Origin of the sequence: Pseudomonas fluorescens Q2-87 (assembly GCF_000281895.1) — a bacterium.
Lineage (GTDB): Bacteria > Pseudomonadota > Gammaproteobacteria > Pseudomonadales > Pseudomonadaceae > Aquipseudomonas > Aquipseudomonas fluorescens_S.
Genome location: NZ_CM001558.1, coordinates 2,905,735 through 2,926,289 on the forward strand (window position 1 = coordinate 2,905,735; position 20,555 = coordinate 2,926,289).

The window sequence follows — 20,555 nt, forward strand, 5'->3', positions numbered from 1 at the left end:
GTCACGCTGGGGCCGGTTCATCCAGCGCCTCAGGCGGCCGGTGCGGATTGACTCAGCACCTGCGCGGTAATGCTCGCTTGACCGATTTTTTCGCCCCGGTTGAACAGGTCGATGTAGATGCGGTTGGTCTTGAATGACTGGAACCGCGCGTCGAAACCGGCTTGCGGTGCCAGCGACAGCGGACTGTTCCTGGGGATTGGCCGGTCCAGGGTGAAACTCAAGGCCAGCAGGTTCATCGGCGTATTGAGGGGAATGCGCAGATGGCTGTGGGCGATCTGCATGTAGCACTGGCGGGCCACTTCGAGGAAATACACCATCGAATGGTGCGCGGGATCGCCTTCCTGGAAAAAGTGCTCGTCCGGCAGCTTCACCGTGTCCACGCTCAGCCCTTGAGCGATGCCGCTCATCTCACTGACGATGACGTTTTCTTCTCGCGCCTTGTGCAACAAGGCTTTGTCACGGCAAGGGGTGGCGGTGAACAGGCCGGCCGGCGATGTCTCGAACGCCGAGCTATAGGCCATTCCCAACACGCAAGTGCACATAAGTTTTTCGCCCTGCATGACCTTCGCATTGAACACCTGCGGATCTTTGCCTTGCTCCAGCAGCAGGTCTATCGCCCCATGCTTTTGTACGTAGTGCTGGAACTTGATCTCCAGGGTCTTGACGTAGGCAACCCGTCCGCTCAACGGCGGCATGGCGAGTTCAATGAGTTGCAGCACGCCCTCAAGCAATAGGATGCCGGGGATGTGCTCCAGCGGGTGATCGAAGAAATACGGGTGAGCTTCGTCCACCACCAGCTGTGCCTGCAACGCGTGGGGGCTGCGCTGGATGTGAGTGATCACACTATTTTCCCTGCGCCGTTGCCACTGCGCCGGGCGTTGGTTTTCCACGCCGCGGTGCAGGGCAAACAGCCCTTCCATGGCTCGAACCCTGACGCGCAATCCCGAGAGCATGGTGCTGGTCAACATCTCGCTGAGCTGCAGTACATCGACGCCGTCTTGTTGCGGCTCGCGGACGAGGCTGGCAGGTCGCGCCGGTGCGATGAGTTGCTGCAATTGCTGGGAGGACGAATGGGCAAAGCGCAACATGAACGCAAGCTTGATGGGGTCGGTGGTGTCCGCCGACGCACGCCATTCCCGCAGCTTTTCGGTGAACAACCACATCACCGCCTTGCCGGCCTCGCGGACCTCGATCACGGTGTGCTTCACATCGGCCAGCATCACCGCCAACAGGGTTTCGATGCCACTGGCTTCTGCCAGGAAACCGGTCTTCTCCCGCAGCGAGCCGTGGGCAGGCGTCGTGTCAGGCTGGAGCTCGCAGACCTCGATGCTCGAATATCGACCGCGATCCTTGCCCAGCAACCGGCAAGCCTCCTCCAATGAACCGGCGGCATGGGCGAGGACCGCTGCGCGGATTACCAGCAAAGGTTTTTCGCTGGCATTCGGTTGATAAGGGCGCAACGCGAGCAGGCCCAAGCCTTCGCCCTGTGGTACCGCAGCGTGCAGGGCGCGTTCGACCTCGATTTCACTGCTCATGAAACGTCCCGCACCGAGCAGCAGCGTCGTAATGCCTTCCTTGAACCATTGCTGTGAAGCCAACAGGGTGTGCCAGAAGAGGCCCGCAGTGCCGACCAGGGTTTGGTGAAATCCCTTGAAGTCAAAAATCTGCGCTGGATAACCGGACAACATATTGGGCAGCATGGTTGCCACGTCGGTCACTTCCACGCCCGGTGCCTTTCCCTGGGACCGGGCGTAAAAATTGTGGGCGCTGCTGTAGGCGTTGCTGAAGCGCTCGCCGCCCATGTTGCAGCACATGACCATTGCCGTGCCGGGTGAGCCGGCCACGCCCGGCAAGCGACGCAGCACGTGATTGACGCGATCGGTGATCAACAGCTTGAAGGGGTCGACGTGGGCCAGGGGCTTGGGGCCCATGCCGAAGCCGTCGATGTCGATGACCTGATCCTGTGCCAGGAACCTTCCCTGCAACGGTTGGGCGGGGGACGCCGAGTAATCAACGAAACGCCCATAGGGGAACGTGACCGAGGGCGTCGCCGGCTGGTCCAGCTGTTGCCGGAAGGCCTGCAATGAACTGTGGCCGCCCAACGCTGCTTCAGCCTCGACAATGGCCAGGTCCAGCATCAGCACGCCGGGGGCCACACGAGGCGCGGCGGGGCGGTTGTCGGGAATGTATTCCTCGACGACCAGGTGGGCGTTGGCGCCGCCAAAGCCGAAACTGGAAATGCCGATCCGGATCGGTGACTGCCGATCCGCCAGGGCCTTTACTTCATGGGTGGCGAGTTGCAGGCACGTCTTGTCGACTTTTGCGCTGGGACGGTAGTCGGGCTGGGGAGGAATGCCTTTATGACGCAATATCATCAAAGCCTTGGCGAGCGAAGCGCCTCCCGCAGCGGCCAAGGGGTGACCGATGACAGACTTGATCGAACCGATGCTTATTTTCTTGCCGTCCGGGCGATGGGGAGCGAAGAAGCCGTCCAGCGACGCCAACTCCGTCGCATCCCCCAGCGGCGTGCCGGTGCCGTGGGTTTCGATGTAGTCGACATCGCTAGGGTCAAGGCCGCTGTAGGCACGTTGATAAGCCATGTATTGAGCCTGTTGGCCCGGCGCAAATACCGAACCCTCGGCGCCATCGGCGGACAGTCCCAGCGCCCGTAGCACGCCCAGCGGGCGGCGCTGCGCAGTCAGGGCCTGGGCGACCGGCTCGACCAGAAATGCCACCGCACATTCGCCCGGCACAATGCCGTCGGCGTCCTGGCCGAACGCTTCCATTCGGGCCCGGGCGGAAAAAGCCGTCAACTGGGAAAAACCGAGGAACAGCGCAGGTGGCAACACTGTGTTGAGCGCCATGACAATCGCGTGGTCCGCCTGGCCACTGTTGACCAGGGCCTGGGCCATGTCGATGGCGTAGGGAAAGGAACTGCACGCGGTGTCCACCGACAGCGCCGGACTGCCGAGGCCGAAAGCCGCCGCCAGTTCAGCCACCTGTTCGCCCGGTGTATAGCCTTGCCGGGCATCTGTTTTGACGGCCAATCCCGTGACGAAATAGCTTTCATCACTCCAGGACGTCGCGACCACCAGTGCGGTGCGCTCCCGGCACAGCGCCGAACCCTGCCCGACGATCTGGGCAAGCAGCGTCCCCAGGACTTTCTTGCCAATGGCGACCTGTCGCCCCTCATGCCGTGACGGGATCGAGGCGTCGTCGGTGAGGCAAAAAGCGCTGTCCAGGTAGACGCGATCTTTTTCTCCGGCCTTGGCCGAATAGATCGACGTCTTGTCCAGTTCCCAGCGTGCCGGCATCGATTCGATAGGGGCCGTGCGCCCCTGGCAGAGCAACTGCCAGAGCGCCTCCGTCGACGGGGCCCCCGGAAACTCGCCCGCCATTGCGCTGAAGCAGAAATCGCCCGTTGTTGTTACTGCGCCACTCATATCCATTCTCCTGGTCGCAAAAATGCCGGGCGATCGTTTCGATCGCCGCGGATTTTTTTCCGTAGTGGGTCGTTCGACTCAGCTGAGCCTTGCCAGCAACGACAGGGCGTCTTGCGGCGTACGACGGGACATCAGCGCTTCACCGGCGAACTCGCTGGCTGTGCACTGTTGCGCCATGGATTGGCAGAGGGCTTCCCGGGCAAAGCCATTAAGGCCCAGTTGGGCGAACGGCGTCTGGATGTCGATGGACTGCGCCGCGTCGGGTAGCAAAGGCGACAGGGCGTCGAACAAGAGAGGGTTGGCTGGCGCCGGCGTGTGTGTTGCACCAGGCGAATTCGCTACGTCCTGCGCCGCTATCGCCTCGGGATCGGCCAGGGCGGCATTGATGACGGCAATGGTTGCCTGCGGCGACTTGGCGTTGGCGAGTTCGGAGCTCTGGGCCTTGAGCTGCGGCCACAAGGCCACGACCGACTCGAGGAAATCCAGCTGCACCAGGGAGTCCAGGCCCAGGCTTTCATAGCTGTGTGTCGGATCGATCTGCTCGACCGTGAAACCGGTGATGGTCGCCAGCTGTTCCAGCACCCAAGCCTGGGCATCCACCGCAGGCGCCTGAGGATCGGCTTCAAGCCGTGCCAGCAGGGCTGTGGGCGTCGGCGCATCGAAGAGCAGCGAAGTGAGCGCTTTCTTTTCCGGGAATTGCTTGGCCAGGGATTCGAAGAGATCCACCAATCCCAGGGAGTCGATACCCAGGCTGTCGAAACGCTGGTCGAAGTCGATTTGTTCCTTCTTGAAACCGGTGACCGAGCTTATCTCGGCGCGCAGCCATTGCGCGTAGTCGGGCGCCGGCGCCGGCCCTGCGACAGGCACGCAAACCAGCACCGGCGCATTGGCCTGCACCGGTTCCAGCATAGGGATGTTGTTGCTGGCGGGGGCTTCAAGCCCATGGGCATAGACGCCTTCCAGCACCTGCTGATGAGCATTGAAATAATGCGCGGTAACGGATTCGGCCTGCTCCAGCAGGCGCATCAAAATGGATTCCTTGGCGACATTGGATTCGCACAGTGAATCGATGATCTTCTCGGAAAGGGAAAAATAGCTGTGGGCGATTTTTCCGTTGGACACGATAAATTCCTGCACAACATCGTTGAGTTGCAAGCGCATGCGGTTCTCCATAACCAATACTTCAAATAGGCAAATCAAAAAGCGTGGCCCAGGACTGGGCCTTGTTCAGAACGGTGAAACGGGCAGTAGCCATTTAAAGACTTAAAGTTGGAGTTCCACTGCGTCGATCTCGCAAGATGTTGTTTTCAGGGCGCCTTTGATCAGCCCGGACCGGGCGTTCAGGTAGCTCACCAGCGTCATTGCATCGGCGCCCTGGAAGGCGATGTAGCCATCAGGACGAATGAGCATCAGCGTGCCCTCCTTGGCGTGGTAGCGTTTGTGTAACCGCCAATCGGGGTCCAGCAGCGTGGAGTGCCAGGCCGGTAATCCGGCGCTGCTCAGGGCATCGATCACGCAATAGGCCTTGATGCCTGGGTAGTCGTTTTCCACCGACTGGGCCAGCGAGTAATAGCCGGGCAGCAAAGGGGAAAACTGGTCGGCCGCGCTGAAAATCAACAGCGTGAACGTACCGTGGAACACGTCGATCAAGCGTTTTACTGGCATGCCTTGCGCTTGCCACAGCTCGACATCGGGGGCCAGTTGTCCAGCGCGGGGCGCCGAAGCCTGGAACTCGGGTTTCTTGCCTTTACGGCTCCAGTTCTGGCGCTGCTTGTTCGTCAACGAGTCCTGGATGTAATCGCTTTTGCCGTAGTGATACTGGTGGCCGGAAATCATCGACGGCAGTTTGCGCTGGACCTTTTTCCTGCTGCTGATCAGCGGCAGGACGTTGTCGCGCAGCCAGACCAGGGCCCGCTGCTTGACGGTAATCAGCCCCGTCAATCTGTGCGCGGTGTTTTCCACTTCGAGCGCTACCGGGTAGCGCTCCTCGTTGTAGCTCTCCAACAGGGACGGATCCGCCAGGCCTTGGTCGACATAGGCCATCTTCCACGCCAGGTTATACGCCTCGGAGATTCCGAGATTCATCCACTGCCCGCCGATCGGGCTGCCGATATGCGCCGAGTCCCCCACCAGGAACACCGAGCCTTGCTGCATCGACTGCACGCGGCGGTGTTGGAAAGAAGCGATGGTGGTCGAAGAAATATTGGACAGTGTCATCTTTTGTCCACGGCCTTCACACAACCGCTGGAAATTTTCCAGGCTCAGGGAGGGACGCTCGCCTTCGGGCGGAAGGTCGTAAGGCATCTCGATGAACAGCCGATAGCGCGATTGGGCGCTGATCGGCGCGACGGCCACATAACCGTCCTGCGCACCCAGGAAAAATGCCCCCTCATCCTTGCTTCCGGCCCACTCGATATCGGCGTCGGCGAGCATGAAGAAGCGGTCGTAGGACGATCCCTCGAAGGCCATGTCGAGGCGCTTGCGGATGTTGCTGCGCGCCCCATCAGAGGCGACCACCCAGCGGCTGGCGAAGCTTTCGTCGGTGCCGTCGGCGTGACGAAGGGTCATGTGCACCGAGCCTGGCTGGTTGTCTATATCGACCAGCTCGGTATTCCATTCCACCTGTGCGCCCAGCTCGTTCAGCCGTTCGAGAAGGATTTTCTCGGTCTGTGGTTGCGGCAGGCTGAGGAGCAGGGGATAGGTCGCGTCCAGGTAGGAGAAGTTGTAATTCAATACCCGCTTGGCGTTGGACTGCACCGAAAACTGGTTGATGGTGAATCCGTCGTGGATGGCTCGATCGGCAACGCCCAGGTCGCGAAAGATTTCCAGCGTCCGGGAATGGATGGCCATCGCTTTGGTTGCCGTCGACGGCCCGACATTCTTCTCGATGATGCGAAAAGACACGCCCCACTGCTTCAGCATGATGGCCAGGGATAAGCCAATGGGGCCAGCCCCTACGATCATGACGGTCGGGTTGCTGCCGGGACGCTTGAAGTGTTTGGGTGCCAGCGTACTCAGGGTATTCATCGGTCAGTACCAGTTTCTGTAGAAGGGAGAGTCGGCAATGTCGAGCAGCGCCGCGTCACCGGATGAGTCGCCGTAGGCATAAATGTAAAAGTCATCGAGGTTGCCCACGCAGCCTTTGAGCCGTGTGACTTTCTCTCTCTCCACGCAGTTGGTACCGGATATCGCCCCGGTGAGACGGTTTTTTGCAGTGGCCAGGCGGGTGCCGCACACATAGTCGAAGCCAGCGGCCTGGCCCCAGGGGATCAGGTAGTTTTCCGGCGAATTGCTGACCAGCGCGGTGCGGTGCCCCATGGACTGATGCCATTTGAGCCGGCGCAGGGCTTCAGGCCTGAGCCAGAGCGGCAGTTGCTCGGTAATGAAATATTTGGCGTGCTCGCGCTCCTGTTCCACCGAAAGGCCACCCAGGTAGCAGGCAATGAAAGCCAGCCGGGCCTGCATCAACGGGGTAAAGCCCAGGATCACGCTGAGCATCTTCGGTAACAGTGGGATGATCCTCAGCCAGAACGAGCGGGTGCCCACGATAAAGCGCATGTAGCGCCAGAAGGTATGCCGGTCGGTGAGCGTGCCATCGAAGTCGAAAACCGCGAGTACCGGTTGTGTGCTGTCAGCGTGCATTTGCCTCTTCCTTGAGCGAGATGATCTCGATGTTCCTGGGCAACTTGAAGCCCGACAGGTAATGCGAGAGCAGGGTGGATACAGCGGCCTGGTTCAGGTCGTCGCTTCCTTCAACGCACAGGTGCAGTACGTTGACTTCCTTGTTGTCCGGGACGATGTAGGCTTTGGCGCGCACGACATCGGGGTGCTTCAGGGCGATGGATTCGACTTCCGTCAGGTCGACCATCTGCGCCTTGATTTTGGAAATGCGCAGGCGCTGGCAATAGAAAAACACATGCCCATCGTCGTTGCGCCAGACCAGGTCACCGCTGTGGAACCAGCCATCACGGAAAAACCGGGCGTTGGCCTCATCGGCATTGTCATAGCCATCGATGACCATGGCCCCGCGAATCAGCAATTCGCCGATACGTCCAGCGGCCACGTCCTGTCCCTGGGCATCGACGACTCGCAGATCCACGCCACTGATCGGTTGGCCCATGGCGCCGCGATGAACCGCGCCAATCGAACTCTGCACAATCACCGGCATGCTCTCGGTCAAGCCGTAGCCTTGCAGCACTGGCTTGCACCCCAGCAACTTGCCCAGCTTGTCGGCTTCGTCGGCCGGCAGATGGCTGCCACCCGAGTAGAGCATCAGTTGAGGGTGCATCGGCAACAGCGCGCCTTTGCGTTTGGTCAGTCGCGTATTGAAGTAGCGGATGACGTCGGGCACCAGGCAGGCGAAGCTCACCTGATGCTCCGACAGCACCTCTGCCAGGTCGCGATTGAGCAAGGTGTTGGTCATCAGCAGCGTGGCGCCGATGCTGAGCGGAAACACCATCATCACGCAGAGTCCAAAGATGGCGTATAGCGGCAGCGTCACCAAGTGAACGGAGCCAACGCCTTGGCGATGAAAATGCTCGTGCAAGCCATCACTCGATTGCGTCAGGTCGAGGTAGCGGTGCGAGACTGCCAGGGGCTTGCCGGTGCCTCGATAGGTGAACTGCACCGAGACCACCGGATTGCCCTCGGGCAGGATCAATGGGGTGCTGTTGTGCGCAAGCTCAACCGCAGCCGTTGCGTTGGCCGATAGCGGTGGCGCCAGCTCGCTCCCGGTGTCCAGCAGCAGGGAGTGCCGGACGCCGTTGGACGGCTGGAATGTCTCGCTGTGCTGCACCCATAGGGCTTCGGTCGTGACCACCAGCGACGGCCTGGCGAGGCTGACGACGTTGGACATCTCGAAAGGGGTCAGCTTGCAGTTGAGGATGACCGGGATGGCTCCGCGCCCGATTATCGCCAAATAGTAAGCAATGAATGCCACCCCGTTGGGCAGTACAAGCGCAACTTTATCGCCGGGTAATACATCCAGCGCCTGAAGGGCACCGTTACATACTTCGGCCTTGATTCGTAACTCGCGATAAGTCACGGTATCGTCTTGTTCGTCCAGGTGCTTTATTGCAATCTGCTCGGGGAACGACTCCGAAATACCGACAAAGCGATGCAGAAAACCTTCTTTATATGAAAGGCTTTTCATTTACCAACCTCTCTCAATCCTTGGATGTATGGCTAGTCAAAAAAGTACTGCAGAGGCAGGCTATATATGAATTGTTTCAATCAAGCATCTACGTAGTTATTGTTCCGATACCAGGCGAGAGTATCGGTCAGTGTTTCAGCGACAGGGCGGAACTTGCATTCCAGTTCCTTTGCGCTTTTTTGATGGCTGAAGTGTGTACGGCCTTGTTCTTGTTCCATGAGCTTGACCGTGGAAGTACTGATCAGCACGGGTTTTTTCGTGAGGCGGTAATAACCTTCATAGAACCAGGCAATGATTCGTAGCATGAACAGTGGCACGTTACGCTCCGGCGCTTTTACGCCACTGACACTCGACAACGCCTGGAAGATGCTTTTCATGTCCATGTGATTGCCGGCCGCCAGATAGCGCTCGCCGGATCTACCGCGGGTAATGGCCGCGAGTTGATGTTCGGCTACGTCCCGGGCGTCGACGACGGAGAAGCTGCCAGGCAGTACACCGGGCAGTTTTTGTCCTACAAAATCCAGAAGGAATTGTCCCGACGAGGTCGGACCTATATCACCGGGGCCAAACATCCATCCGGGTAATACCATGGCGACGAACATATCCGGGTGACTGGAAAGGAACGCTTGGACTTTTTGTTCGGACAGTATTTTGCTCAAGTAGTAATCGTCGGCCTCGAGTTCGCTGCGAGACATTGTTTCATCGATCACTTGGTCACGGTTGCCCTTGAGGACGGCAATCGAAGAGGTGTGCACCGCTCGACGGATACCGGCGGCATAGGCTGCTTGTAACAGGCGTTCGGTGCCCGTCACGTTGGTGTCGTACAGCTTTTGCCAGTGTTTGCCGCCCTTGTAGCTGTCGCGAAAATAGGCTGCGGTGTGAAACAGGGCGTCGCACCCTTGGAGAGCATGACTGAAGGCGGCGACGTCAAGCATGTCCCCTTCGACCAGTTCGACGGGCAGGCCACCGAATTGCTTTCTGGCTTTTTCTGCGGAACGGACCAGCGCCTTGACCTTGATGTTTCGTTTCAGCAACGCACGAACGACGTTATTTCCCAGCAGGCCAGTAGCGCCTGTGACGAAGGCATATTCCATTAAGATCCAGCTCCTGTGAGATGACCTGCCGCTGAGTCAAGATCGGCATGGCCGACTCGCTGGGCTGAACAGGTGTTGGGCTCCACCAACGGCGCAAGTAAAAACCATTCGGTATCTGAAAATCAAGTGGTATTTCGTAGCTTCCGCCCGAGAGCCCGTAAATCCTGGGATTTCAGCGCCTCGTGGCAAAAAAAGCTCAGCGGATGATCGGTCCGAACGGGCACAAATTCCGGCTGGATTCGCTCGCCCGACCCACGCAGATCTGGCGTGATGGCCGATCTTGCGCACGGGTTCATTCACTCAACTACATGGCAAAAACATGGCACTTTATTTAAGTTTTAAATGTCAATCATTGAGCGAGGCGCGTATAAGATGGAACGGCAAAATTGGAGACTGGACGGTGAGTAGCCGATGCGTTGCATCCAGTAACAATTAGATATGATTTTTGGCCAAGGGAGCCGAGGGCGTGATTAAAAAGAGATTGGGTCGAGAAGAGAGCCAACAACTAACCAGAGATACACTGTTCGACACCGCCACTGAACTGATGATCAGCAAAGGTTTTCATGCCGCCAGCGTCAACGCCATTTCCGAGGCGGCTGGTTTTTCCAAGGGCGCTTTTTTTTCAAACTTTACAAGCAAGTCGGATTTACTTCTGCAATTGGCCCAGCGGTTCAAGCGAGTCGAGATCGACCGATTAAGTTCGACTTTGGCTGCAGGGTATTCGTCCGAGCAATTGGCCCACGGCTTGAACGCTTACATCGACACACTGAAGAATAATACCCGTTGTGCGATCCTCGATGCTGAGTTGCAACTGATCGCCTTGCGCGATGAAGATTTTGCCCCGCATTACTATGAGTTGCATGAGGAAAACAGCGAGGCCTTGGGCCAACTCATCAGCATCATATTCAATCATGCCGGGAAGAAGCCGCCGCTGCAGAATGCTGCACTGGCAAAGACTTTTACCGCACTGTCGGAAGGCTTGATATTACAAGGGCATGAAGACCCGGCCGCTGAAATAAAGTTGGTACTGAACTCGCTGATCCAGACTGCGGAGCCGTTATAAGTTTGCCGTGTAAGTTGTAGGTTATCGCTGGTACGCCAGCAAGCGGCGCTCGGCCATTCGGAATATGCCCACCAGGGCGCAGGCCAGCAGCATGTAGAGCAGGGCAGCGATCCCGTACGCCTGGAAGGTCTTGAATGTGGCCGCGTTGACATCTCCGGCGATTTTCAGGATGTCGGGCACGGTGGCGGTAAAGGCGATGGCCGTGGCATGCAGGACAAAAATCACCTCGTTGCTGTAAGCCGGGAGTGCCCGGCGCAGCATGCTTGGAATCAGCACCAGGATGAACAACTGGCTGCGGGTCATGCCCAGGGCCAGGGCGGCTTCGATTTCGCCACGTGGGGTGGTGCGCAGTACGCCGGCGAGTATTTCGATGGTGTAGGCGCAGGTGTTCAGGGCCAGGGCCAGGATCACGCAGTGCATGCCGTCACGAAAGAACCACCACAGGCTTGGCGTTTCCCTGATGACGCTCAGGCTGGCCAGGCCGCTGTAGATGATCAGCAACTGCACGAACAGCGGCGTGCCGCGAAACACCAGGGTGTACAGCTGGATAGGCAATGCCAGCCAGCGACTGCCATAGGTGCGTATCAGCGCCAGGGGAATCGCCGCAAACAAGCCGATGACGGCGGACGTCAGCAGCAACCATAGCGTGACGGACAGGCCGCTCCAGCGATAACCGTCGGTCCAGAGGAAATTGGGCCCGAACTCCTTGAGTATCTCGATCATGACGCTCTCCGCTGTGGTTCCGGGCTGTAGCGCCGTTCCAGGTGTTTGAGGGCAAGGCTGGAGAGAACTGCGAAGGCGAGGAATATCGCGGCAATCACCAAGTAGAAAAACATCTGCCTCGACGTGGCATTGCCCGCTTGCTTGGCGACCTGGACCATGTCGTTGAGGCCCAACAGCGATATCAGCCCGGCACTTTTGAGGAGCACTTGCCAGATGTTGCCGATGCCGGGCAGGGCGAAGCGCATCATTTGCGGCAGGCGGATGCGCCATAGTACTTGCCAGTGGCTCATGCCGTAGGCCCGCGCCGCTTCCAGTTGGCCGACCGCGATCGCCTGGAAAGCGCCGCGAAAGGTCTCGGTGCAGTAGGCCCCGTAAATGAAACCCAGCGTACCGATAGCCGTGCCGTAGGGGTTCAATTGGAATGATTCCTGGCCGAAGGCATCCGCGACCTGGTTGAGCCCGATTTGCGCGCTGTAATAGATCAGCAACATCAGGACCAGGTCCGGCACGCTGCGCACCAGCGTGGTATAGATCGTCGCGACCAGCCGTAGCGGTGCCAGCGGCGAGAGCTTCGCCAGCGCCCCGAGCAGGCCCAGGGTGATGGCGACGCAGGCAGCCCAGGCGGCCACCTGCACGGTCAGCCATGCGCCCTGGAAAATCAGATAGCCGTATCCCTCGAGAAACATGGTTGCAGGCTCCGCACGGGTGGTTATTTCGGTGAAATGTCGAAGTCGAAGTATTTGCTGGCGATACGCTCATACGTGCCGTTGCGGTGGATCCGTTCCAGCGCCTGATTGATTTCACCGGCCAGGGCGGTATCGTTTTTGCGCAAGCCGATCCCGGTACCCGGCCCGAAGATTTCAGGCGACTTGACCACCTCACCGGCATAGCCGAAGCCTTTGCCTATCGGCTTTTTCAGCAGCCCTTCGGAAACCGCAATCGCATCGTCAAACGCCGCATCAAGTCGCCCATTGATCAAGTCCGAATAGGTCAAGTCACTGCTTTGATAAGGCACGATTTCGACACCTTTTGGTCCCCACATGCGCTTGGCATAGACTTCGAACACGCTGCCTTGCTGCACGCCGATGCGCTTGCCGCGCAGCGATTCCGCCGTCGGCTGCAAGGCACTGCCTTCAGGCGCCACCAGGCGCGCCGGGGTGTCGTAAAGCGTGTTGGAAAAGGCAATTTCGGCCTTGCGCTCTTCAGTGATCGAAAGAGCCGACAGTATCCCGTCGAACTTCCTGCCCTTGAGGGCCGAAACCATGCCGTCGAAGGCGTTTTCCACCCAGATGCAACGTCGTTTCAATTCGCTGCACAGGCTTTCGCCCAGCTCGATATCGAAACCGGTCAGTGAGCCATCCGGGCGCTTGGACTCGAAGGGTGGATAGGTGGGATCTACCCCGAAACGCAGCTCTTCGCTGGCGCCCCAGGTCATCAGCGGGCTGGCCACGAGCATCAAACCGATCAGACATTTTTTCATCGACAGGGTATCCACGACAGGTTGGTAGAACCGCCCCGGGACATACCCCGGGTGGCGCGCATCAGCCTTGAAGGTTCAAGGCATGTTTCAGTTGCTCGGTGCGCCCGGCATCCACTGCTTGGCCGTGGCCGAAGCCACCGGCCCAGCCGCACACCTGGCCGGCGAAATCGACGCCGCGTAAAAGACACTCGGCAAGGCTCTGCCGGGCTTGCCATGCCAGCAGGAACGCGGCGATAAAACCGTCGCCGGCGCCCATGCTGTCGACGAACGTGCAGGGCAGCGCCGGTTGCTCGTGGACGCCTCGGGCATCCAGTGCAAGGGCGCCCTCGGCACCGCGAGTGATGACCACGACTGCCGGGCCCCACGCCCGCAACGAGCTTGCCAGCGTCTGGGCTTCGCTCGATGAGAGGTCGGCCGCCGAGAAAAAGGCAATGTCGACATGCTTGATCATCGCCCGCCAATCGAACTCCACCCAGTTGTCCGAAAAGTCGAAAGACAGGCAGCCACTGGCCTGGCGTATTTGCGCCAACTGGCCCTCGAGGCCGCTGTAGAGGCTGCTGTGTGCCAGTGGGTGTTGCGCGATATAGGCCAGGTCGTCGGCCTCGAGCTGCAATTGACGGCAGACACCCGCATCGCTGCCCAGAAACACCCGCTCGCCGTTGGCGCTGTCCACGCATGCCCAACCCGTGGCGCCCGGCAGCGTTCGGCAACGCGAGACGTCGACGTGCTCCTGGCGCAGGCAATCGAGCAGGCGTTGACCATGGCGGTCGTCGCCGACGCAGCCCAGGTAGGCGCTGCGAGTACCAAGCCTTGAAGCGAACACTGCGGTGTTGAGCGCGTTCCCGCCGGGGTATTCGACGTGGCGGTCCAAGTACACGTCAATCGTGTTATCACCGACCGCGATCAGGCTGGTCATGCTCAGTACTCCGTTTTCCACATGTAGCGACGGGTCGTCAGCGGCTGCTGGTGCCAGACCGCAAGATGAGCGGCGATGCGCTCGGCGGCGATCCCGACGATATAGGGCGCGACAATCGCGCGAATCTGCGGGTCGATGCCTTCCATGGGGAAGTCCTTGGCGTCATAGACCATGACCCGTTCGGTGTACCGCTGGCAGAAGCGCACGACGCGCTCCATCTGCGCCCGGCTCGGATCCTCGCCCACCAGCAACAGAAGCGGGGTGGACGAGTCGATGGCTTCGAACGGCCCATGGAAAAACTCCGCAGCCTCCACCGGCAGGCAATGCAGCCATTGGCTTTCCATCACCACGCAGACGCCGAAGACATAGGCGGTGGTGAACATCGGGCCCGAGGCCAGGAAATACATGACCCGATCATCTTTGTAGAGGCGTGCTTCTTCGGCCGCGCGCCGGTCATTGTTGATGGCTGCGTCGGCCAATGCCTGGGGCAGGGCCTTGAGCGATTGAACGAGCTTGTCCAGCAACGGCCATCCCTCGCGCTTGGCCAACAGACCGCCGATCAACGCCTGCAAGATCATGAAGCAACCGAAGTACGCCTCGTCGGTACGCCCCAACAGAAAGCAATGCTGGACAGCCTGGGCCAGCGGCAGCTCGGCAGTCTGGGTCACGCCCACCGTGAGGCAGGGCTTGTCTTTAAGGAAACGTGCGGCGGCGATGGTTTCCTGGGTCGTTCCGGATTTGGAGGCCAGGACCACCAACGTACGCTCATCCAGGCGCGGCGGATCGATGTCCATGAAATCCGCCGGGAAATAGCGCCGCACTTCCAACGTGTGGCTATAACGCTCAAGCCAGTATTGCAGGCCGAGCATGATCCGGTTGGGGGCGCCGCAACTGACGAAATAGATACGATCGATCCGCGTCGCCAGCTCCTGACCGAATTGCTGCGCGTCGTCGACGATTTGTACGGATTGTTGCAAGGAGGCGGTGAATGCTTCCCGGTTGAACTGGATCGCCATGTAAGCTCCTAGGGTGCCTTGTTAAGCGGGTTCATGCTGGATTCATGCGCCCTGTTTAGACCAAAAGCTATACCACGAAAAATACCATTACAAGGTTTTTCTGGCATGGTCTAATGGCCTGTCGCTGCGGCTTGCGAAGGCTTGAAAGCTCCGTTTCTGGCCTGTTTTAACCAAGCTTGCGGGTTTGCGAGGGTTTTCTTTGCTGCTAGAGTCGTTGTGAACGCGCCAAAAAATAATCCAGGATGTAGACCATGAAAGCTGTTTCTTCAAAGCCCTCCGATGTGGCGCTGCTGGCGCCCGAACGCAAGCAGGTTGCGTGGCAGGCCGTCCAGGCATTGCTGGAGATGCTGGAGCGACCCGAGTTCGGGCCGACCGAACGGATACCCGCGGAACGGGACCTGGCCGAGCATCTGGGGATCAGCCGGATGACGTTGCGAAAAGCCCTGCAGACGCTGATCGATCGCGGCGTCCTGGAGCGTCGGGGTAATCGCGGCACCTTTGTGACTGCGCCGGGCGTGGAGCGGCCCCTCAACACCGTGGCGCGCAAAGGTATTGCCGAAGTGGTCGAGCAGGCCGGGGCCCGGCCAGGCAGCAAGCTGTTGTACTTCGAACAAACCCAGGCCAGTGCACGCGTCGCCAAATTACTGAAGATTCGGGAAGGGGATACGTTGCTGGCCATCAGGCGCCTGCGCACCGTCGATCAAAAGCCGTTCTGCATCGAGACCAGCTATATCCCGGCGGCCCGCGCGCCGGAGCTGGTGGCTGGGGACCTGATCGCGGGGGCCTCGCTGTATGCCTTGCTGTTGTCGCGCTACCAGATCGAGATCGAAAGCGACGAGGGTACGTTGAGCATCGCCGCGATGAACGACCAGGAGGCGCGCTTGCTTGAAGTCGAGCCCGGGACGGCCGCGCTCGTCTACCGCGGTGTGATTTTCGATCGCCAGGGGCAACCGGTGGAATACCTGGTGTCGATCAACCATCCTCAGCGGGTGGTGTTCAAGCTGGCGGACAGCCGGGTCAACAGCTTTCATTCCGACCATTGAGGCGTCTGCAGGCTCGCTCGGCGGATTGGGCCTGCGCTGTCACCTGGCTTAGCCGTCGATTTTCTTTCGAATCATCCTGATCAGGTTTTCACCCACGGACTCGATACTTCTGTTCTGTGAAACGACCTGGGCGCCTTCCATCAAGTAGGTGAGTTCCATGGCCAATTCGTCCGGCTCGGCCAGAGCAGCTTCGGCACAGAGCGCAGCCAAGCGCAGGAACTGGCGTTTCTTGTGCGCTTCGATCAACTGGCGCGCGGGGTGCCCTGGCTCGGGTATTTCCGCCAGCGAATTGGTGAAAGGGCAGCCCCGGTAGGAGGCGGCCGAAAGATCCCGGGCGATGAATTCTGCAAAGCCAAGGATTTGCGCCTTGGGGTCGCCGGAATGCTTTGCCGACAGCGCCTCGAAAACCTCCGAATATTGATCGACGAGTAGCCGTATCCACTCCAACACCAGGGCGTCTTTCGAATCGAAATGCCGGTAGACGGTCATTTTGGTCGACTTGGCCTTCGCTGCGATGGCGTCCACCGTCACCCGAGTAACGCCTTCTGTGAAAAACAGCTCTTCGGCTGCATCGAGAATTCGTTCTCGGGGTGCTAGCTGGGGGATTCGTTCGGGTCGCATGACGTTCTCCACTTGACAGCGATACTTTATGGTATCTAACTATACCTATCGGTATCGTCCGATACTGCTAGGTACAAATCATAACGCCTCAACGGCATCCTGGCTTGGAGAATCTGATGAAAACCTCTGAATACGCGGGTTACGACGCCCTGGGACTCGCTGAGTTGATCGCAACCGGCCAAGTCACCCAGGCCGAAGTCAGCGCCGCGGCGCTTTCGGCCATTGAACAGCTCAACCCAACAGTCAATGCATTGGTTGAAGTGTGGGGTGACGAACCCCAGGCCACCGACGGGCCGTTCAAGGGTGTACCTTTCCTGGTGAAAGACCTGGGCCTTACTGCGAAGGGACGCTTGAACGAGTTGGGCAGTCGTTTGGCCGCCGGGTGTGTTGCCGATGAAGATTCGACCTTGATGAGCCGCTTGCGGCAGGCCGGGCTGGTTACGCTCGGCCGGACCACCACACCTGAACTGGCCGCCAGCACCACTACCGAAGCCTTGTTTTCCGGGCCGACACGCAACCCGTGGGACTTGAGCCGCAGTGCTGGAGGATCCAGCGGTGGCTCGGCCGCCGCCGTGGCTGCCGGCTTGGTACCGGCGGCCCATGCCACCGATGGCGGCGGGTCCATCCGCGTCCCCGCGGCGTCAACCGGACTTTTCGGGCTCAAGCCCAGTCGGGGCAGGGTGCCGATGGGGCCCGCGGTGGATGAAGTGTGGGCCGGGCTCGCCGTCCACGGTGTGGTCAGCCGAACCGTGCGCGACAGTGCCGCTTTGCTGGACGCAATCGAAGGGCCGGCCACCGGCGATCCCTTTGAAATTATCCGGCCGCAAGACTCCTATCTCGGGCAAACGACTCGTGAACCCGGGGCCCTGCGCATTGGCCTTCTGCTGCACCCACTGAACGGCGCTCGCTGCGCCGAACCGGTTGCCAACGCCACTCGCGACATCGCGGCACAGCTCCAGGGCCTGGGGCATAACGTGGAAGCGATCAACCTGGACATCGGCCTCAGCTGGGAAGGCTTCGTGGAGATGAACGGCCGATTCTGGTCAACCAATACCGCGGCTTGGATCAACGCGATTGCGGCGGGAACCGGACGCTCGGTGGATGCCAGCACGCTTGAGCCGGCCACGCTGGCGTTGCATGAATGGGGCTGCCGGCTCACCGCCACCGATCTGCTTGAAGCCATGTATTTGCGAAATCTGGTGACCCGCAGCATGGGGTGCTTCTTCAGCCGGTACGACATCTTGTTGAGCCCGACGTTGCCCGAGCTGCCTCCGGTAATCGGTCGCTATAACGAAGGCCAGGCGCTTGTGGATGGCAGGGGCTGGATAGACCGAGTCTTTGCCCACTCGCCTTTCACGGCCTTGGCGAATGTGACCGGGTCCCCATCGATGTCCGTACCCCTGGCGTTTGATACCGAAACAGGCTTGCCTATTGGCATGCAGTTCTCGGCGGGGTTTGGGCGCGAAGACCGGTTGTTGCGCCTGGCCGCCCAACTGGAGCGCGCCTTGCCATGGTCGGCCCGCAAGCCTGGCGCCTGGGCTGGCAACCTCTGATCTTGGCCGGCGAGCGCGGGCTTGCCGGCGGACCCGAGCGGCGCCCCGCTGAGGCTGGTGCTGCCTGCGTGCCTGCCAAATGAAGCTTTCATGACAAAAGTTCGGTAGCACATCGCCATTCCCGTCATGCCTGTGTGACGTGTTCGAGGGGACCTTCAAGGTCGTTTGGAACCGGGGCGCGAAGCCGGGAGTGAGGCGATGGGGACTATGGAACGTTATTCGAAAGTGGGCATGCAGGAGCTCGACCAGCGCCTGTCGAAGATCGTCGAGGCGGCGCGCAAGCAACCAGTGTCGGTGTATCGCTACGGGGCGCCTTGGGTCTGGATCGTTTCCCAGGAAGACTGGCAGGGCGCACTCAAGGAAGTGTCCAGCTACATCCCCCAGGGTCATTCATTGGTCCTGCTGCGTCCGCAGATCGACGACCTGCTGGATGATCATCGCGATGTCTTGCAAGGCCTGAATGCTGACGCCCGGATGCTCATCGCGCCGCAGACCGCCATGCATATCCTCTTGCTGCAACTGCTCTATTCAGTGCCCAGCGAGCAGCAACTCTACGAACAACTCAACTACAACCTGCTGTTCCGCTGGTTCGTCGGCCTGGACCTGAATCAGAAGGTCTGGAGCTTCAACGTCCTGAGCAAAGACCTCGCGACGCTGCTGGGCGATGCGCGGGCGGTGCAGCTCATCCAGAAAGTCATCGGCGAAGTGTTTTGTGGTGCCTTGCTGCAAATGCCGGAGTTCTCCTTGAATTTCGCGCTGCTGCATACCTGGCTGGCCCGGCACGCCACGACATCGACGGCCAGCAATTGAGCCGAATTTTGAATCCAGGGGGTGGTGTGGAGCATTTCTTCAAATTATGGCCGGCGCTGTGGGGCTGGCTGCTGCTGGCGGTTGGGGGGCCGACGGCATGGGCAGCCGAAGAAGGGGCGCAGGCCGAGACGGCACCGGCGCGCCTGGTGGACGTGAACGAGTATTTCGTGCGTGGCAACACCGTGCTCGATGCCCGGGCTATCGAGGAAGCGGTCTACCCGTACCTCGGTCCGCAAAAGACGCTGGACGACATCGAAGGGGCGCGCGAAGCGCTGCAAAAGGTCTACCAGGCCCGGGGCTATCAATCGGTGTTCGTTGAGCTGCCGGAACAGAAAGTCGAGGACGGCATCGTTTACCTGCAAGTCAGCGAGACCAAAGTCGGCCGGGTGCGGGTGGTGGGCGCCAAGCATTATTCCCCTGTCGAAATCCGTGATGACGTGCCGGCGCTCAAGGAAGGTGCGGTGCCTGATTTCGCCCAGGTCCAGGCCGAACTGGCGCAACTGAACAAGACGCCCGGGCGCCAGGTGATGCCGCTGGTGCGTGAAGGGCAGCGCCCCGGGACCATGGATGTGGACTTGCAGGTCGAAGACCAGGACCCCTGGCAAGCGAGCCTGGGGCTGAACAACGACTACAGTGCCGATACCGAAAAGCTGCGCACCGTCGCCAGTCTTGGCTACAACAATCTCTGGCAACTGGGCCACAGCATTTCGCTGACGTTCTTCACCGCGCCCCAAGACACCGAAAATGCCAAGGTCTGGTCGGGTGCGTACACCGCGCCCTTGAATGAACGCTGGAGTGTGCAGTTCTCTGGTTATCAGTCCGACAGCAACGTGGCGACGGTCGGCGGCAGCAACGTATTGGGCAAAGGCCACTCCTACGGGGTTTCGGCGATCTACAGCCTGCCGTCCAGCGCCGCTTGGGCCAATACGTTTTCCGTCGGCGTGGACTTCAAGGATTTCGAAGAGGAACTGAGCCTGGGCGGCGCAAGCGACAAGGCTCCGCTCAAATACGCACCGTTCACCTTCGCCTATAACGGGCTTCGCTACACCCAAAGCAGCCAACTGGGCCTCGGCCTGAGCTTGGTGGCCGGCACACGGAGCCTGTTGGGTTATGGCAGCTCCGACGAAGAATTCGACTATAAGCGTTACCGCGCCAGCCCCAGCTTTGCGGTGCTCAAGGGCGACGGCAGCTACACCTTTACCTTCGCCAACGACTGGCAGACCGCATCCAAGGCCGCCTTCCAGCTGGCATCGGGCCCCCTGGTTTCCAACGAACAGTTCTCCTCCGGTGGCGCCACCTCGGTGCGCGGTTACCTGGCCGCCGAGCGCACCGGGGACGACGGCTACCTGCTGTCTCAGGAGTTGCGCACACCGTCCCTCGCCAAGTTCCTTGGCAGCCATGTCCAGGAGTGGCGCTTCTATGCCTTCGCCGAAGGCGCGCAGCTTTACCTGCGCGACGAATTGCCCGACCAGGAAGCCGATTACAGCCTGGCCAGTGTCGGCCTCGGCACCCGAGCGAGCCTGAGCAAGTGGATGTCCGGCAGCCTCGATTGGGGCTATCCGCTGCTCGACGGGCCGAACACCTCGAAACAGGAATCGCGCCTGCACTTCAACCTGCAAGCGACGTTTTGAACCCAGGAGT

At 60.0% G+C, this 20,555-nt stretch carries 17 protein-coding genes; 5 read left to right on the forward strand and 12 right to left on the reverse strand.

Annotated features, from left to right (window positions below; all coding sequences use genetic code 11):
• Positions 1-29: 29 nt before the first annotated feature.
• The 6 genes from PFLQ2_RS14815 to PFLQ2_RS14790 form a co-directional block, all read right to left on the reverse strand.
• Positions 30-3,443 carry a beta-ketoacyl synthase N-terminal-like domain-containing protein gene (locus PFLQ2_RS14815; protein ID WP_003181476.1) on the reverse strand — a complete coding sequence of 1,138 codons (3,414 nt, stop codon included), beginning with the start codon at positions 3,441-3,443 and terminating at the stop codon, positions 30-32.
• Positions 3,444-3,521: 78 nt separating this feature from the next.
• Positions 3,522-4,604 carry an acyl carrier protein gene (locus PFLQ2_RS14810; protein ID WP_003181477.1) on the reverse strand — a complete coding sequence of 361 codons (1,083 nt, stop codon included), beginning with the start codon at positions 4,602-4,604 and terminating at the stop codon, positions 3,522-3,524.
• A gap of 102 nt (positions 4,605-4,706) precedes the next feature.
• A complete protein-coding gene (locus tag PFLQ2_RS14805; protein ID WP_003181479.1) occupies positions 4,707-6,470 on the reverse strand; it encodes an FAD-dependent monooxygenase in 1,764 nt (587 codons plus the stop codon).
• A 3-nt stretch (positions 6,471-6,473) separates the two neighbouring features.
• Positions 6,474-7,085 (reverse strand): HAD-IB family hydrolase, encoded by a 612-nt coding sequence (locus tag PFLQ2_RS14800; protein WP_003181480.1) that lies wholly within the window; start codon positions 7,083-7,085, stop codon positions 6,474-6,476.
• Positions 7,075-8,595 (reverse strand): class I adenylate-forming enzyme family protein, encoded by a 1,521-nt coding sequence (locus tag PFLQ2_RS14795; protein WP_003181482.1) that lies wholly within the window; start codon positions 8,593-8,595, stop codon positions 7,075-7,077. Before PFLQ2_RS14795 ends, PFLQ2_RS14800 begins: the two co-directional genes overlap by 11 nt.
• Positions 8,596-8,675: 80 nt before the next feature.
• The gene (locus tag PFLQ2_RS14790) at positions 8,676-9,689 is read right to left on the reverse strand and encodes an SDR family oxidoreductase (protein WP_003181485.1); all 1,014 of its coding nucleotides are present in this window, start codon (positions 9,687-9,689) and stop codon (positions 8,676-8,678) included.
• A 466-nt stretch (positions 9,690-10,155) separates the two neighbouring features.
• Here PFLQ2_RS14790 and PFLQ2_RS14785 point away from each other — a divergent pair, with 466 nt between their 5' ends.
• A complete protein-coding gene (locus PFLQ2_RS14785; RefSeq protein ID WP_003181486.1) occupies positions 10,156-10,752 on the forward strand; it encodes a TetR/AcrR family transcriptional regulator in 597 nt (198 codons plus the stop codon).
• Positions 10,753-10,773: 21 nt separating this feature from the next.
• Here the strand turns inward: PFLQ2_RS14785 and hisM are convergent, their stop codons facing one another.
• The 5 genes from hisM to PFLQ2_RS14760 form a co-directional block, all read right to left on the reverse strand.
• Positions 10,774-11,475 (reverse strand): histidine ABC transporter permease HisM, encoded by a 702-nt coding sequence (hisM, locus tag PFLQ2_RS14780; RefSeq protein ID WP_003181488.1) that lies wholly within the window; start codon positions 11,473-11,475, stop codon positions 10,774-10,776.
• On the reverse strand, positions 11,472-12,161 hold the full coding sequence (locus PFLQ2_RS14775) for an ABC transporter permease (RefSeq protein WP_003181489.1): 690 nt from the start codon (positions 12,159-12,161) through the stop codon (positions 11,472-11,474). The genes hisM and PFLQ2_RS14775 overlap by 4 nt, the downstream gene beginning before the upstream one ends.
• A 23-nt stretch (positions 12,162-12,184) precedes the next feature.
• A complete protein-coding gene (locus tag PFLQ2_RS14770) occupies positions 12,185-12,955 on the reverse strand; it encodes an ABC transporter substrate-binding protein (RefSeq protein ID WP_003181491.1) in 771 nt (256 codons plus the stop codon).
• 61 nt (positions 12,956-13,016) lie between these two features.
• Positions 13,017-13,871 carry a PfkB family carbohydrate kinase gene (locus PFLQ2_RS14765; protein WP_003181493.1) on the reverse strand — a complete coding sequence of 285 codons (855 nt, stop codon included), beginning with the start codon at positions 13,869-13,871 and terminating at the stop codon, positions 13,017-13,019.
• 2 nt (positions 13,872-13,873) lie between these two features.
• Complete coding sequence (locus PFLQ2_RS14760; protein WP_003181495.1) at positions 13,874-14,887, reverse strand: SIS domain-containing protein; 1,014 nt, start codon at positions 14,885-14,887, stop codon at positions 13,874-13,876.
• 251 nt (positions 14,888-15,138) lie between these two features.
• Between PFLQ2_RS14760 and PFLQ2_RS14755 the strand changes: the two genes are divergently transcribed.
• Positions 15,139-15,930 carry a GntR family transcriptional regulator gene (locus tag PFLQ2_RS14755; protein ID WP_003181496.1) on the forward strand — a complete coding sequence of 264 codons (792 nt, stop codon included), beginning with the start codon at positions 15,139-15,141 and terminating at the stop codon, positions 15,928-15,930.
• 48 nt (positions 15,931-15,978) lie between these two features.
• On the opposite strand, the gene PFLQ2_RS14750 is transcribed toward PFLQ2_RS14755, so the two are convergent.
• On the reverse strand, positions 15,979-16,551 hold the full coding sequence (locus tag PFLQ2_RS14750) for a TetR/AcrR family transcriptional regulator (protein WP_033046003.1): 573 nt from the start codon (positions 16,549-16,551) through the stop codon (positions 15,979-15,981).
• Between the two features lie 116 nt (positions 16,552-16,667).
• On the opposite strand from PFLQ2_RS14750, the gene PFLQ2_RS14745 reads away from it, so the two are divergent.
• The 3 genes from PFLQ2_RS14745 (at position 16,668) to PFLQ2_RS14735 (ending at position 20,545) form a co-directional block, all read left to right on the forward strand.
• Complete coding sequence (locus tag PFLQ2_RS14745; protein WP_003181500.1) at positions 16,668-18,104, forward strand: amidase; 1,437 nt, start codon at positions 16,668-16,670, stop codon at positions 18,102-18,104.
• A gap of 207 nt (positions 18,105-18,311) precedes the next feature.
• Positions 18,312-18,914: a transposase gene (locus PFLQ2_RS30995; RefSeq protein ID WP_003181502.1), complete on the forward strand. Its 603-nt coding sequence runs from the start codon at positions 18,312-18,314 to the stop codon at positions 18,912-18,914.
• Between the two features lie 26 nt (positions 18,915-18,940).
• The gene (locus tag PFLQ2_RS14735) at positions 18,941-20,545 is read left to right on the forward strand and encodes a ShlB/FhaC/HecB family hemolysin secretion/activation protein (RefSeq protein WP_033046005.1); all 1,605 of its coding nucleotides are present in this window, start codon (positions 18,941-18,943) and stop codon (positions 20,543-20,545) included.
• The last annotated feature ends 10 nt before the right edge of the window (positions 20,546-20,555 follow it).